Source organism: Duganella paludis (assembly GCF_054461335.1).
The window spans coordinates 4919002-4932705 of sequence record NZ_CM136922.1; the positions used below are offsets into that span (position 1 = coordinate 4919002).

Below are 13704 nucleotides of genomic sequence, written 5' to 3' on the forward strand. Positions count from 1 at the left end.
AAAACGGCGCCCGCGGGCGCCGTTTTCCATGCTGACGCAGCACTGCTTATTTCGGGAAAGTAATCGCCAGGCTATCGGTTGCCTGGCGCACGCCGTTGTAGGTCTGCGTTACGACCGCCAGCACGCCGTTGACCAGCGAGGTGGCCGCCGGCGGTGTGTCTTTAATGACCAGGGTACCCGTGTTGCTGGTCGAAGCCAGCTTCAAGGTGTTAATCGGGAAGCCGACATAGCTCAGTGCATTGATACCGATATTCTTGCTGTTGGAGATCTGCACTGCCGGCAGGGTGGTGGTGCGCACGTAGGTCACTTCAGCATCGCCGGTCACCCCGTTGGAGTCACCAATGTAGATGATTTGCGAGACGGTGTCCTGGAGCTTCACCTTGCTCAGCGTGACCGTGGTGCAGTTGATGATGCGCATGCCGTTGACCGGCGAACCGCTCGAGCGCACATTGCTCAGTGCCACGTTTTGCGAGGCGACCACGGAAATGCCCATGCCGGTGCCGTTGCTGACCTGGATGTCGTCGAGCAGCACCTTGGTGGCGCGCAGCACGTTGATGCCATACTGATTGCCGGCTTTCGGTAGGGTGCCGCCGGAGCGCGTAGCGGTCACGCGTCGTACCGTGATGTCGGACGGGAAGCGCGTCTTGTAAGCGGGATCCTGTTCAATGTGGATATTGTTGGAGGCGCAGCCGTCAATGATGATATCGGTGGCCGTGCCGCGCGAGGCGCCGACGATGGCCAGGCCGCGCGCCAGCGATTCCGTGATCTTGGCGCCCACCAGCGTGAAGCCACCCGGGGCGGCACGGTCGTCGTAGTCGACGAAAGCGACGCCGTCGTCGCCGGTGAAGGCGGTGGTCAGGTTGGAGGCCAGCACGTCGCTGCAGTTGGCGAAGTGAATGCCATCGGCGCCGGTGTTGTCGACCTTGGTATTGGTCACTTTCGGCGCGGTGCAGCCGTTCAGCAGGATGCCGGCGCCGGAAGGACGGCTCACCGAAACGTTGTCGATGACGACGTTGGGCGATCCGGCCACATAGATGCCCGGCGCGGCGTTGTTGCGCGGGCTGGCGCGGCCGGTACCCGGCCAGACGATCGAGAAGTTGCTGAAGTAGGCGCGCGGTGCGCTGTAGACGCGGAAAGCGCCGTCGAGGGTGGTCATGACATTGATCACGGCGCCCGTTTCACCGGCGATATCAACCGCTATAGCATTGGCGATCACCAGCTTGGAGATGGCGCGCGGGGCACCGGCGCGGATCAGGACCGGGATGCCGCGGTTAATGAGACTTTGCAGCTCGGTGGTTTGCGCCGACACCGAACCCTCGCTGGCAGCCGACGGCCACGGAGTGCGGGTGACGGTGACTTGCCCGAAAGCGAACGGGCTGTTAAGCAGGAGCGTGGTGCCTGCGACGGAGGTTGCCAGAAAGTTTCGGCGGGATAGATGTTTCATGATTTACCTCTACAAAGTTAAGTGCGCCAAGGGCAAAACCGAGGACGACCATGAAACATCTCGGATCGCCAAGGTAAAAATAGCGGAATAATTCCATGAACATCATCAGGAACACGAAATACATTGCGCCAACAGCCGTGGCCGAATTGCGCCAGTTGGCATAAACGTACTTCGCGGTGGCCCCGATCAGAAGGAACAGCGCGAGCCCCCCGACTATGCCCAGATCGGAGAACACGAAAAACAGGCCGGAAGGATTGTTGAATTCCGGGTCGCCGTACATACTCAAGAACAGCAGGTTCAGTGGCTTGCCGTGAACCAGGAACGTGAAAATCGGTCCCAGGATCGGCAGTTTGTGCAGCCACCGCAGCACGCTTTCCATCGAATACGTCGGCCAGTCATACATCGTTAAAATCCCGGCGCCGGTGTTCAGCGCCGTGAAGTAGTAATTCATCAATCGCTGCAGGATAAAGTCCCAGAACGACGCATGGGATTTCGCATAGTAGCCCCACGAGCGGAAATATTCTCCGGCCGCAAACAGCAACACCACCCCCACCCCGCCCAACAACGGCAGCCATGGCAGCAGTCGTTTGAGCAAGGTCGACTTAATGGGGGCAAAAGACACCCAAACAAAACCAATCGCAATCGCCGCCTCGATCAAGGCCACCCGCTCGCCCCACGCGAAGGCCCGGAAAAACATGCAGCAGAGCAAGGCCCCGAACAGCCAGTGGTGCCGCCTACCCAGCATCGCTGCGCCGCCGGCCCAGCGGGCATGCGAGTACAACACCAGGAAAGGCAAGCCCAGCTGGGCCATGCTCGCCAACCCCGCGCTGCGTTCGGTCGATGACCGCAGCGCATACGTGATCGAACCCTTGCTCTTCAATGCCGTCAGCAACGTGGCCGGGTGCAATATCAAATCCTTGAACCAATACACATAGCCAAACAGCGCCAGCAAGGCCAGCAGCGTCAACACGCGCGGCGAGCAGAACTTGCGCGTTGCGAGTTGCTGTACCGGCGTCGCCCGCACCGGGGAAAATGTCCCGAGCGCCAGCGCCAGCAAACCCAGCAAGCCGAGCACCGCGATTGGCCCTTCCAGGAAAAACAGGCTCTTCGCGGTCGAAATCGCCCCCTGCGTCCGCAAACCAGCCCACCACAGCAACAGATAGATGGGAATTAAGACGCCGCAGACCAGGGCCGATGGGTGTAACCACCATACAGGCCGGGCGAAAGCAAGGGGCCCTTGCAGGGGAACGACTTTTTTCCGTTTAATCATGATGCTGTGCTGCCTTCGTGGAATGTGCCAAAGCGTCGTCGCATTTCTGCAGCCAATCCTGGCTTGCGGCGTATGCGATTGCGTCAGCACGTTGATATAGTAAGCCATCTGAAACGACTTGTGCCACATGGAAAGAAAAATCCTGTGGAGATTGTGCAACGAGCAAAAACGGCAATCTTCGTCTTTCTAACTCTTCTGTTGCAGTCGCGACAATGCTCAATCCGAGCGATGCGTATTCAAAAATCTTCATCGGGCTGCGGCCGCGGTTGGACGGATCGTCCGACAGCGGCAGCAACGCGAGTTGGCAGCGGCGCAGGTAGCTGGGCAGCTTTTCATAGGGGATGGCCCCCATCGGGAAGACGTTGGGCAGGGCGCTCAAGCGCGTGCCGATGTCCTTGTTGGCTGGGCCGATCACGACAAAATTGACCGCCGGATTGTGCCGGGCCGCCGCCTCCAGGCTGTCGAGGCCGAAGCGGTTGTCGAGCGCTCCCGCGTACACTGCGCGCGGGGTCGGCGGCAGCTCGCTTTCAACATCGTAGTCGGGGCCGGCGGTGAAATGCGCCAGGTCGACGCCGTTTTCCAGCACCAGCACGTCGCTGGCGCCCATCGCGCGCAGGTGCGCGGCGACCGGCTCGGAGGTGGCGATGAAGGCGTCGGCGCGCGCGATCACGGCCCGCTCGGCATCGGTGATGCTGGCGTCGCCGCGAATCTGCGCATACAGGTCGGTCGGGCGGTAAACCACGCGCGCCTGTGGCCAGGCCTGTAGTAGATAGCCCAGTCGCGGTTCGTCGATGAAGATTACGTCCGGCGGCGCCGACGCGGCCCGGCGCAATTGCCGCATGGCCGACTGGTACACCCCGCGTCCGTAGTAGCGGAAGGGGTCGCCGAGCCGGCGTGCCATGCCCCAGGTCAGCAAGGCGCCAGGAATGAGGTCGCGCACGCCGTTGATCAGGCGTCCGCCGCGCCACCAGCGGCGCAGTCGTTCACGTTCGAAGGGATCCTTGGCCTTGAAGGCGTGGGCGGGCGTGACAGCGGGACTAAGATGTGTGACCGCGTGGCCCTGGCGGGCGAAGCCCTTGGCCAAGTGGTGGGAGCCCACTACGAAGGTGCCGCCCATCGGCGTATGGCTCAAAAATAAGATGTTCAATGGGGCCGCCTGAAGAGAAATGTATCACCACGCCGTTCGGTAGCCGCTCCCCGGAAATGCTTGGGGCGTCGCGTGATTGTATCGGAAATGATTGACGCCGTGTAAAAAAAACATCATGGTGGCAATACTGCAAATATGCAAGCTTCTGCAAAGTTGCCACCTGGATATTACATGACGCCGCGTTTGCCGGTCGATTTGCAGAACCGCGCATTGTTGACTATCATGCCATACTCAATATAAAAAAGTTATGCGTTGCAATGTCGTGCGGGGTAAAGTTTGCTGCAATGCGATACTCCGCTTGCAAGCGGCAAGCCGGGTATTCTAAACGCTGCTGCCGGGGGCGCGCACGATAGTATAAAGATTGTCAAAGATGTAGGTTTTCGTTTACAGTAGGCATGCTTGCGACGCGAATGACGAGGCTGGCCTGAAGTGGTTTCCCGGTCCGCGCTTGTAAGCGTAGCGTCCCTCAGAATGGACGCAGTGGCCGTGGAGACAGAGTGAAAAACAAACGGGCGGCGCATTGGTGGCGCGGCTCAGGAAAAGTCAATCCACTGTTCACAGAGAAAAAAATGAAGATTACAGTCATCGGTACGGGGTATGTGGGGTTGGTGACGGGCACCTGCCTGGCGGAAATGGGCAACGAGGTGCTGTGCCTGGACCTGGATGCCCGCAAAATCCAGATTCTGCATGACGGCGAGATTCCGATCCACGAGCCGGGGCTGCTGGAGATGGTGCGCCGCAATGTCGCCGCCGGGCGCCTGCGCTTCACCACCAGCATCGAGGACAGCGTGGCGTTCGGCCAGCTGCAATTCATCGCGGTCGGCACTCCGCCGGACGAGGACGGCTCGGCCGACTTGCAGTACGTGCTGGCGGCGGCGCGCAATATCGGCGGCCACATGACGGACTACAAGGTGGTGATCGACAAGTCGACCGTGCCGGTCGGCACCGCCGACCGCGTGCAGGCGGCGATCGCCGAGGAGCTGGCGGCGCGCGGCCTGACGCTGCCGTATTCGGTGGTGTCCAATCCCGAGTTCCTCAAAGAGGGCGCGGCGGTCGAGGACTTCCTGCGCCCGGACCGGGTGGTGGTGGGCGCCAACGACGAGCGCGCCGTGGCGCTGATGCGCGAGCTGTATGCGCCGTTCATCCGCAACCATGACCGCGTGATCGTGATGGACGTGCGTTCGGCCGAGCTGACCAAGTACGCCGCCAACGCCATGCTGGCGACCCGCATCTCGTTCATGAACGAGCTGGCCAACCTGGCCGACAAGCTCGGCGCCGACATCGAGCAGGTGCGCGTGGGCATCGGTTCGGACCCGCGCATCGGCTTCCACTTCCTGTATCCGGGCTGCGGCTACGGCGGCTCGTGCTTCCCGAAGGACGTGCAGGCGCTGATCCGCACGGCCGAGGAAAACGACTCGCCGGTGCGCGTGCTCAACGCGGTGGAGGCGGCCAACGACGCGCAGAAGCATCTGCTGTTGCACAAGATCCGGGCACGCTACGGCAGCGACCTGCGCGGCAAGCACTTCGCGCTGTGGGGGCTGGCGTTCAAGCCCAACACCGACGACATGCGCGCGGCCTCGAGCCGGGTGGTGATCGAAGGTTTGTGGCAGATGGGCGCCACGGTGACGGCCTACGATCCGGTGGCGATGGACGAGTCGCGCCGCATCTTCGGCGACGACGCGCGCCTGCGCTACGAGCATTCGCCGATGGCGGCGCTGAGCGGCGCCGACGCGCTGGTGATCGTCACCGAGTGGAAGGAATTCCGCGTGCCCAATTTCGAGCAGGTCAAGGCCGGCCTGCGCGAGCCGGTGATCTTCGACGGCCGCAATCTGTACCAGCCGTCGCAGCTGCGCGAGCACGGCTTCGAATACTTCGCCATCGGCCGCCGCTGAGCGCCGGCCATCGATAAGGAGCCATAGTGGCAGAGCTGTATATCAACGGACGCTTCCTGACCCGCCGCATGACCGGGGTCGATCGCTTCGCGCGCGAGGTGGCGTCGGCCATCGACCGCATGCTGGCCGCCGGCGACCCCCAGGTCGCCGGGCTGACGGTCACGATGCTGGTGCCGCAGTCCGAGCAGCCGGTGGAGCAATACCGCCACATCGCGGTGCGCCAGGTCGGCAAGCGCCAGGGCGCGGCGTGGGAGCAGCTCGAGTTGCCGCGCGCAGTGCCGTCCGGCGCCTTGCTGCTGAGCCTGTGCAACACCGGCCCGGCGCTGCGCCGCGAACACGCCGTGGTGATCCACGACGCCGGCACCGAGCGCATGCCGCAAGCCTATAGCCGCGGCTTCCGCTGGTGGTACCGGGTGTTGATGCCGACCCTTGGCCGCCGAGCCCGCCACCTGCTCACGGTGTCGGAGTTTTCCCGCCGCGAGCTCGAGGCCGTGTACGCTTTCCCCACCGGCAAGACGGTGGTGGTGCCGGAAGGCGGCGAGCATATCTTGCGGGTGCAGCCTGACCCGGGCGCGCTGGAGCGCTTCGGCCTGCACCAGAGGCCTTACCTGCTGGCCGTCAGCAGCATGGCCGCCAACAAGAATTTCCGCCTGATCGTCGAGGCCCTGGCGCTGCTGGACCATCCGCCGTTTGACATCGCCATCGCCGGCGGCGCCAACCCGCGCGTGTTCGGCAACGCCGGCAATGTCGAGACCGCCAATGTGCGTTGGCTCGGCTACGTCAGCGACGTCGACCTGCGCACCCTCTACGGCGGCGCGCTCGGTTTCGTGTTCCCGTCGCTGTACGAGGGCTATGGCCTGCCGCCGCTGGAAGCGATGAACTGCGGTTGCCCGGTGCTGGTGTCGACGGCGGCCTCGATACCCGAGGTGTGCGGCGACGCCGGCCTGTATTTCGATCCGCATGATGCGGTGGCGCTCAAGGACGCCATGCTGCGCTTGGCCGGCGACGGTGCGCTGCGGGAGCAGATGCGCGAGCGCGGCTATCAGCGCGCGCAGCGCTTTTCGTGGGACCGGGCGGCGCGCGAAGTGCTGGCCGCCTGTGGGATCGCCGCGCCGGCGGTGGCGTTCGCGCCGCTGCCAGCTGTCGCGCAGCATTGAGCAAGTAGTGTGGCGCCCCGCTCGTCCGGGGCAGACTTAAATATTTAACTATTTAACCAGAGAAAAAATGAAGATTACAGTCATCGGTACGGGGTATGTGGGGTTGGTGACGGGCACCTGCCTGGCGGAAATGGGCAACGAGGTGCTGTGCCTGGACCTGGATGCCCGCAAAATCCAGATTCTGCATGACGGCGAGATTCCGATCCACGAGCCGGGGCTGCTGGAGATGGTGCGCCGCAATGTCGCCGCCGGGCGCCTGCGCTTCACCACCAGCATCGAGGACAGCGTGGCGTTCGGCCAGCTGCAATTCATCGCGGTCGGCACTCCGCCGGACGAGGACGGCTCGGCCGACTTGCAGTACGTGCTGGCGGCGGCGCGCAATATCGGCCGCCACATGACGGACTACAAGGTGGTGATCGACAAGTCGACCGTGCCGGTCGGCACCGCCGACCGCGTGCAGGCGGCGATCGCCGAGGAGCTGGCGGCGCGCGGCCTGACGCTGCCGTATTCGGTGGTGTCCAATCCCGAGTTCCTCAAAGAGGGCGCGGCGGTCGAGGACTTCCTGCGCCCGGACCGGGTGGTGGTGGGCGCCAACGACGAGCGCGCCGTGGCGCTGATGCGCGAGCTGTATGCGCCGTTCATCCGCAACCATGACCGCGTGATCGTGATGGACGTGCGTTCGGCCGAGCTGACCAAGTACGCCGCCAACGCCATGCTGGCGACCCGCATCTCGTTCATGAACGAGCTGGCCAACCTGGCCGACAAGCTCGGCGCCGACATCGAGCAGGTGCGCGTGGGCATCGGTTCGGACCCGCGCATCGGCTTCCACTTCCTGTATCCGGGCTGCGGCTACGGCGGCTCGTGCTTCCCGAAGGACGTGCAGGCGCTGATCCGCACGGCCGAGGAAAACGACTCGCCGGTGCGCGTGCTCAACGCGGTGGAGGCGGCCAACGACGCGCAGAAGCATCTGCTGTTGCACAAGATCCGGGCACGCTACGGCAGCGACCTGCGCGGCAAGCACTTCGCGCTGTGGGGGCTGGCGTTCAAGCCCAACACCGACGACATGCGCGCGGCCTCGAGCCGGGTGGTGATCGAAGGTTTGTGGCAGATGGGCGCCACGGTGACGGCCTACGATCCGGTGGCGATGGACGAGTCACGCCGCATCTTCGGCGACGACGCGCGCCTGCGCTACGAGCATTCGCCGATGGCGGCGCTGAGCGGCGCCGACGCGCTGGTGATCGTCACCGAGTGGAAGGAATTCCGCGTGCCCAATTTCGAGCAGGTCAAGGCCGGCCTGCGCGAGCCGGTGATCTTCGACGGCCGCAATCTGTACCAGCCGTCGCAGCTGCGCGAGCACGGCTTCGAATACTTCGCCATCGGCCGCCGTTAAGCCATCGGGCCGCCAATCCGATGACGACCGTCCTACACGTTGCCGAGGTACTCAAGGGCGGCATCGCCTCGTACCTCGACGAGCTGATCGCCGATCAGGCCCGCCGCTACGGCGAGCAAAACCTGTGCGTGCTGGTGCCTGCCAGCGAGGCCGCACACCTGAGCGCCCTCGGCGGGGTGGAGGTGGTGACGTTCGCCAACGGCGGGCGGCTCCACAACATCCGCGCCATGCAGCGGGCGCTGCGGCAACTGCTGCGGCGCCGCGCGTTTGACCTGGTCCACGCGCACAGCACCTTCGCCGGTGCCGCGCTGCGTACCATGTGGTGGCCGGGCGGGCGCCCGCCGCTGGTGTATTGCGCGCACGGCTGGGCCTTCGACCGCCGCGCCGCCGGCTGGAAGCTGGCGCTGGTGGCGTGGGCCGAGCGCTTGCTGGCGCTGCGCTGCGAAAGCATCGTCTGCATTTCCGAGCATGACAGGCGCAGCGCCCTGGCGCGCGGCCTGCCGGCCGCCAAGCTGCTGACCATACGCAACGGCATCGGCGAGCAGGGGCCGGTTGCCGGCGAGGTGGCGTGGCCGGCCAGCCGGCTGCGCATCTTGTTCGCCGGGCGCTTCGACTACCAGAAGGGGGTCGACGTGTTTTTCGGCGCCATGCGGGAGCTGGGGCCGGAGTACGCGGCCATCGCCATCGGCGACGCCGCCCTGGGCGATTTCGAACTGACGCGGCAAGCCGACAACGTGCGCCAGACCGGCTGGCTGTCGCGCCAGGCGGTGCAGGCGCATCTGCAGAGCTGCGACGTGTTTGTGATTCCGTCGCGCTGGGAGGGCTTCGGGCTGGCCGCGCTGGAAGCGCTGCGCGCCGGCAAGGCGGTGATCGCGAGCCGGGTCGGCGGCTTGCAGGAATTGGTGGAGGACGGCGGCAACGGCTACCTGATTGCGCCCGACTCCGTGCCGGAGCTGGTGGCGGCGCTGCGGCGCTGCACGGCGGACGGCGCCGCCGCCATGGGGGCGGCCGGTAGAGTTCGTTTTGAAACACTGTTTAGCGCCGCGCGCATGAATCAGGAAGTTGCGGCGCTCTATCAATCCATGCTGGCGCCGTCGGCGGCAGCGAAGGTCTACATTGAAAAGGGATAAACGATGAAAGCAATGATATTGGCAGCGGGTAAGGGCACCAGGGTCAGGCCATTGACCTACGATCTGCCGAAGCCCATGATTCCTATCCTGGGCAAGCCGGTCATGGCTTACCTGATTGAACACCTGGCCAAGTATGGCGTGCGCGATATCATGTGCAATGTGAGCTATCTGCACGAAAAGATCGAGGACTATTTCGGCGAAGGCCACCAGTACGGCGTGCAGATCGGCTATTCCTTCGAAGGCTATACCAAGAGCGACGGCGAAATCGTGCCGCAGCCGATCGGCTCGGCCGGCGGCATGAAGAAAATCCAGGAGTTCGGCGGCTTCTTCGACGACACCACGATCGTGTTGTGCGGCGACGCCGTGATCAACCTGGACCTGACCTCGGCGCTGTTCGAGCACCGCCGCAAGGGCGCGCTGGCCAGCGTGATCACCCGCGAAGTGCCGTGGGACAAAGTCGAGAGCTATGGCGTGGTGGTGTCGGACAACACCGGCCGCGTCACCGCCTTCCAGGAAAAACCCAAACAGAGCGAGGCGCGCTCGAACAATGTCAGCACCGGCATCTACATCTTCGAGCCGGAAGTGCTGGACCTGATCCCGAGCGGCGTGCCGTTCGACATCGGCTCCGAATTGTTCCCGCTGCTGGTGGAAAAGGGCTTGCCGTTCTACGCCCAGACCCGCGCCTTCAGCTGGATCGACATCGGCAGCGTCAAGGATTACTGGGAAGTGTCGCAAAGTGTGATGATGGGCGAGGTCGCGCACATGGACGTGCCGGGCATCCAGCTGGCCGACGGCATCTGGAGCGGCCTGAACACCTCCATCGACTGGGAAGGCACCACCATCGAGGGGCCGGTCTACATCGGCTCGGGCTGCAAGATCGAGGCCGGCAGCACCATCATCGGCCCCACCTGGATCGGCCACGGCAGCCATATCTGCAGCGGCGCCACCATTGTGCGCAGCATCCTGTTCGAGTACACCCGGGTGTTACATGATGTAACCTTGGAGGAAAAGATTGTTTTCAAGGATTACAGTGTCAACCGCGCCGGCGAGATGCGCCATGTTTCGGAGTACAATCCCGACGAATGGAACAATGCCCGCGACCGCCGCAACAAGCGCCGCACGGAGGGCGATGTGGCCGAAGATTTTAAAGGAAGAAAAGCAGAATGAAGATTTATCCCGTTATCCTGTCCGGCGGTGCCGGCACACGCCTCTGGCCGCTGTCGCGCGCGGCGCTGCCCAAGCAGCTGCTGCCGCTGGTGTCGGAGCAGACGATGTTGCAGGAAACCGTGCTGCGCCTGGCCGGGCGCCCCGACGTGATGGCGCCGCTGGTGGTGTGCGGCAACGACCACCGCTTCCTGGTGGCTGAACAGCTGCGCGCCAGCGGCATCACGCCGCTGGCCATCCTGCTCGAGCCGGTCGGCCGCAACACCGCGCCGGCGGTGGCGGTGGCCGCCCATTATTTGCAGAGTGTCGATCCGGAAGCGCTGATGCTGGTGCTGCCGGCAGACCACGTGATCCAGGACGTCGACGGTTTTTACCGCGCCATCGAGCAGGCTGCCGTGCTGGCCGAGCAGGGCAAGCTGGCGACCTTCGGCATCGTGCCGACCGGCCCGGAAACCGGCTACGGCTACATCCAGAGCGGCAACGCGGCCGGCGCCGCTGGCGGCTTTGTAGTCGACCGCTTCGTCGAGAAGCCTGACCTGGCCACCGCCGAGGGTTTTGTCGCCGCCGGCAATTACTATTGGAACAGCGGTATGTTCCTGTTCCGCAGCAGCCGCTACCTGGAGGAACTGGCCGAGTTCCAGCCGGCCATGGCCAGCGCCTGCGAGGCCGCCGTGCGCGGCGATTACAAGGACCTCGATTTCTGCCGCTTGAACGACGAGGCGTTTATCGCGTCGCCGTCCGATTCGATCGACTACGCGGTCATGGAGCGCACGCGTGACGCGGTGGTCATTCCGGCCGCCATCGGCTGGAGCGACGTCGGATCATGGTCCGCGCTGCACGAGGTGCAAGCGCACGACGCCAGCGGCAACGCGGTGCGCGGCGACGTCTATCTCGACGGCGTGAGCGGTTCGCTGGTGCGCGCCGAAAGCCGCATCGTGGCCCTGATCGGCGTGAAGGATCTGGTCGTGGTGGAAACCAACGACGCGGTGCTGGTGGCGCACCGCGACCAGGTGCAACGGGTCAAGCAGGTGGTCGACCACCTCAAGCAACAGCAGCGCACCGAGCACTTGCAGCACACCCGGGTGTACCGCCCATGGGGATGCTACGAAGGCATCGACCTGGGCGAGCGTTTCCAGGTCAAGCGCATCACCGTCAACCCGGGCGGCAAGCTGTCGCTGCAGATGCACCACCACCGCGCCGAACACTGGATCGTGGTCAGCGGCACCGCCCGCGTCACCTGCGGCGACCAGGTCACGCTGCTCACCGAAAACGAATCGACCTACATCCCGATCGGCGTCAACCACCGTCTGGAGAATCCGGGCAGGTTGCCGCTGCACCTGATCGAAGTGCAGTCCGGCAGCTATCTCGGCGAAGACGACATCGTCCGCTTCGAGGACGTCTACCAGCGCGCTTGATGCGGTCGACGTCATCCGGGACGGCCCTCCTGCTGGCGCTGGCGCTGCTGGCGCCGGCGGCGCGGGCGCAGTTTCTGCAGGGCGGGCACCTGCTGCCCGCGCAGTTGGGCCTGGTCATCAATGATGCCGAGCCCAATAGTGTCGAAATTGGCGAATATTACCGCCAGCAGCGCGGCATCCCGCCGGAGAATGTGGTGCATGTCCAGATTCCGGACAAGCCGCGCAAGCTCGACGCCGACAGCTTCGCCAAGCTCAAGGCGCAGATCGATGCGCGCCTGGGGGGCGGCGTGCAAGCGGTGTTGATGGTGTGGACGGCGCCGTACGCGGTCGAATGCAATTCGATCACGGCCGCTTACACCATGGGTTTTGACGCCAGCGTTTGCCGCCCCGCATGCCCGCAGACCAGGCCTAGCCCCTACTTTAACGCGACCACCGCGCGGCCTTATAGCGGCATGGCGATGCGCCTGTCGATGCTGCTGCCGACCGACTCTGTGGCGCAGTCCAAAGCCCTGATCGATCGCGGTGTGCAGGCCGTCGCCGTGCCCGGCGCCAACGCATTTTATGTCACCACCGGCGACCGCGCGCGCAACAGCCGCGCACCTTATTTCCCGCCTGCCGGCGAGGTGAAAGGGCGCAAAGTGAACATCAAGCGGGTCTCGGCCGATTTCATCAGCGGGGAAGAGGCGATCCTGGTGTACCAGACCGGCGCGGCCAAGGTCGACAAACTCGATACCTTGCGGTTTTTGCCCGGCGCGCTGGCCGACCATTTGACTTCCTACGGCGGTGATCTGTACGGGACGGGGCAGATGAGCAGCCTGCGCTGGCTGGAGGCTGGCGCCACCGCGACCTACGGCACGGTCAGCGAGCCGTGCAACTACTGGCAAAAGTTCCCGCAGCCGGCCGTCCTGCTGCGGCATTACCTGGGCGGCGCGACGGCGATCGAGGCCTATTGGCGCAGCGTGGCGTGGCCGATGCAGGGCGTGTTTGTCGGCGAGCCGCTGGCGGCGCCGTATGCGGCGTCGATGCGGCGCTGAACGCTGAACGACGCTCCGCGCGTTGGCGGGTTATAAAGGCAGCTTCGGCTGCCTTTTTTTCTGGACGCCAGCAGGACAACGACCAGCCCGGCGAGCATGGTCACGTAGGTAGCCGGCTCCGGTACCGCTGGAATCGCTGCTGTGATTGGCTGCGTCGGCGCGTCGGTACGGCGCAGTCCAACATCCTGTTCGGTTACCCCGGTGCGCGGCACGATCCAGTCGCTGGCGCGCTGGACGTGCGCCGGCGACCGGTTTTCCAAGCCCTCCGCGTAGCTGATGACGCGGTCGGCGTCGTCCAGGCGGCACGGATCGTGTCGGAACGGACTGCCGACCTCCGACTCGACCTCTCTCTGAGTCAGGCAGGCTGCCGGTGCGACCTCGACGGCCTCCGGTGCCCCTTGCGCGCGGGCGTCGATGCCCAGCCCCAGGACCAGGGGCAACAAGATGGTGATCACTCTGGCGATACGGTTCATGGCCTCATCCTTCGGCAAATGGCTGCCGGCGTCTCCGCCGGTAGCACCGATCGGTTTCAAAATTACAATTATTGTTACGTATTGGAAATAAGTATAGCACAAAAATGTGGCATCGCTCCGCCGCGTGGTGCGGTGGACGCTCGCTTTAGTTCAAACGGACTAAAGTGTTGTCATTATGTCGTCACCGG

General features: G+C 64.3%; 11 protein-coding genes. 7 read left to right on the forward strand and 4 right to left on the reverse strand.

The window, feature by feature from the left end:
• Positions 1–46: 46 nt before the first annotated feature.
• From ACXZ1M_RS21705 to ACXZ1M_RS21715, 3 genes are read right to left on the reverse strand one after another with little or no spacing between them, the layout of a single operon-like run.
• Positions 47–1444, reverse strand: coding sequence for a right-handed parallel beta-helix repeat-containing protein (locus tag ACXZ1M_RS21705; protein ID WP_459049700.1), 1398 nt, complete (start codon positions 1442–1444; stop codon positions 47–49).
• A complete protein-coding gene (locus ACXZ1M_RS21710) occupies positions 1380–2714 on the reverse strand; it encodes a hypothetical protein (RefSeq protein WP_459049701.1) in 1335 nt (444 codons plus the stop codon). The genes ACXZ1M_RS21705 and ACXZ1M_RS21710 overlap by 65 nt, the downstream gene beginning before the upstream one ends.
• Complete coding sequence (locus ACXZ1M_RS21715; protein ID WP_459049702.1) at positions 2707–3861, reverse strand: glycosyltransferase; 1155 nt, start codon at positions 3859–3861, stop codon at positions 2707–2709. The genes ACXZ1M_RS21710 and ACXZ1M_RS21715 overlap by 8 nt, the downstream gene beginning before the upstream one ends.
• 569 nt (positions 3862–4430) lie before the next feature.
• Here ACXZ1M_RS21715 and ACXZ1M_RS21720 point away from each other — a divergent pair.
• The 7 genes from ACXZ1M_RS21720 to ACXZ1M_RS21750 all read left to right on the forward strand — a co-directional run bounded on the left by ACXZ1M_RS21720 (position 4431) and on the right by ACXZ1M_RS21750 (position 13043).
• Positions 4431–5753 (forward strand): UDP-glucose dehydrogenase family protein, encoded by a 1323-nt coding sequence (locus tag ACXZ1M_RS21720; RefSeq protein ID WP_459049703.1) that lies wholly within the window; start codon positions 4431–4433, stop codon positions 5751–5753.
• A 26-nt stretch (positions 5754–5779) separates the two neighbouring features.
• Complete coding sequence (locus ACXZ1M_RS21725; protein ID WP_459049704.1) at positions 5780–6910, forward strand: glycosyltransferase family 4 protein; 1131 nt, start codon at positions 5780–5782, stop codon at positions 6908–6910.
• Between the two features lie 67 nt (positions 6911–6977).
• Positions 6978–8300, forward strand: a complete 1323-nt coding sequence (locus ACXZ1M_RS21730) for a UDP-glucose dehydrogenase family protein (RefSeq protein WP_459049705.1) — start codon at positions 6978–6980, stop codon at positions 8298–8300.
• Between the two features lie 20 nt (positions 8301–8320).
• Positions 8321–9430: a glycosyltransferase family 4 protein gene (locus ACXZ1M_RS21735; RefSeq protein ID WP_459049706.1), complete on the forward strand. Its 1110-nt coding sequence runs from the start codon at positions 8321–8323 to the stop codon at positions 9428–9430.
• Between the two features lie 3 nt (positions 9431–9433).
• Positions 9434–10597: a sugar phosphate nucleotidyltransferase gene (locus ACXZ1M_RS21740; RefSeq protein ID WP_459049707.1), complete on the forward strand. Its 1164-nt coding sequence runs from the start codon at positions 9434–9436 to the stop codon at positions 10595–10597.
• Entirely contained in the window at positions 10594–12009 is a 1416-nt protein-coding gene (locus tag ACXZ1M_RS21745; RefSeq protein ID WP_459049708.1) for a mannose-1-phosphate guanylyltransferase/mannose-6-phosphate isomerase, read from the forward strand. The genes ACXZ1M_RS21740 and ACXZ1M_RS21745 overlap by 4 nt, the downstream gene beginning before the upstream one ends.
• Entirely contained in the window at positions 12009–13043 is a 1035-nt protein-coding gene (locus ACXZ1M_RS21750) for a TIGR03790 family protein (RefSeq protein WP_459049709.1), read from the forward strand. The genes ACXZ1M_RS21745 and ACXZ1M_RS21750 overlap by 1 nt, the downstream gene beginning before the upstream one ends.
• Here ACXZ1M_RS21750 and ACXZ1M_RS21755 read toward each other — a convergent pair.
• Positions 12956–13516: a PEP-CTERM sorting domain-containing protein gene (locus tag ACXZ1M_RS21755; RefSeq protein ID WP_459049710.1), complete on the reverse strand. Its 561-nt coding sequence runs from the start codon at positions 13514–13516 to the stop codon at positions 12956–12958. The genes ACXZ1M_RS21750 and ACXZ1M_RS21755 overlap by 88 nt on opposite strands.
• Positions 13517–13704: the final 188 nt, after the last annotated feature.

Bases quoted from the DNA above. Each gene is read 5' to 3' on its own strand.
- ACXZ1M_RS21705 (WP_459049700.1), bottom strand. From the start codon at position 1,444: ATGAAACATCTATCCCGCCGAAACTTTCTGGCAACCTCCGTCGCAGGC.
- ACXZ1M_RS21710 (WP_459049701.1), bottom strand. From the start codon at position 2,714: ATGATTAAACGGAAAAAAGTCGTTCCCCTGCAAGGGCCCCTTGCTTTC.
- ACXZ1M_RS21720 (WP_459049703.1), top strand. From the start codon at position 4,431: ATGAAGATTACAGTCATCGGTACGGGGTATGTGGGGTTGGTGACGGGC.
- ACXZ1M_RS21730 (WP_459049705.1), top strand. From the start codon at position 6,978: ATGAAGATTACAGTCATCGGTACGGGGTATGTGGGGTTGGTGACGGGC.
- ACXZ1M_RS21735 (WP_459049706.1), top strand. From the start codon at position 8,321: ATGACGACCGTCCTACACGTTGCCGAGGTACTCAAGGGCGGCATCGCC.
- ACXZ1M_RS21740 (WP_459049707.1), top strand. From the start codon at position 9,434: ATGAAAGCAATGATATTGGCAGCGGGTAAGGGCACCAGGGTCAGGCCA.
- ACXZ1M_RS21745 (WP_459049708.1), top strand. From the start codon at position 10,594: ATGAAGATTTATCCCGTTATCCTGTCCGGCGGTGCCGGCACACGCCTC.
- ACXZ1M_RS21750 (WP_459049709.1), top strand. From the start codon at position 12,009: ATGCGGTCGACGTCATCCGGGACGGCCCTCCTGCTGGCGCTGGCGCTG.
- ACXZ1M_RS21755 (WP_459049710.1), bottom strand. From the start codon at position 13,516: ATGAACCGTATCGCCAGAGTGATCACCATCTTGTTGCCCCTGGTCCTG.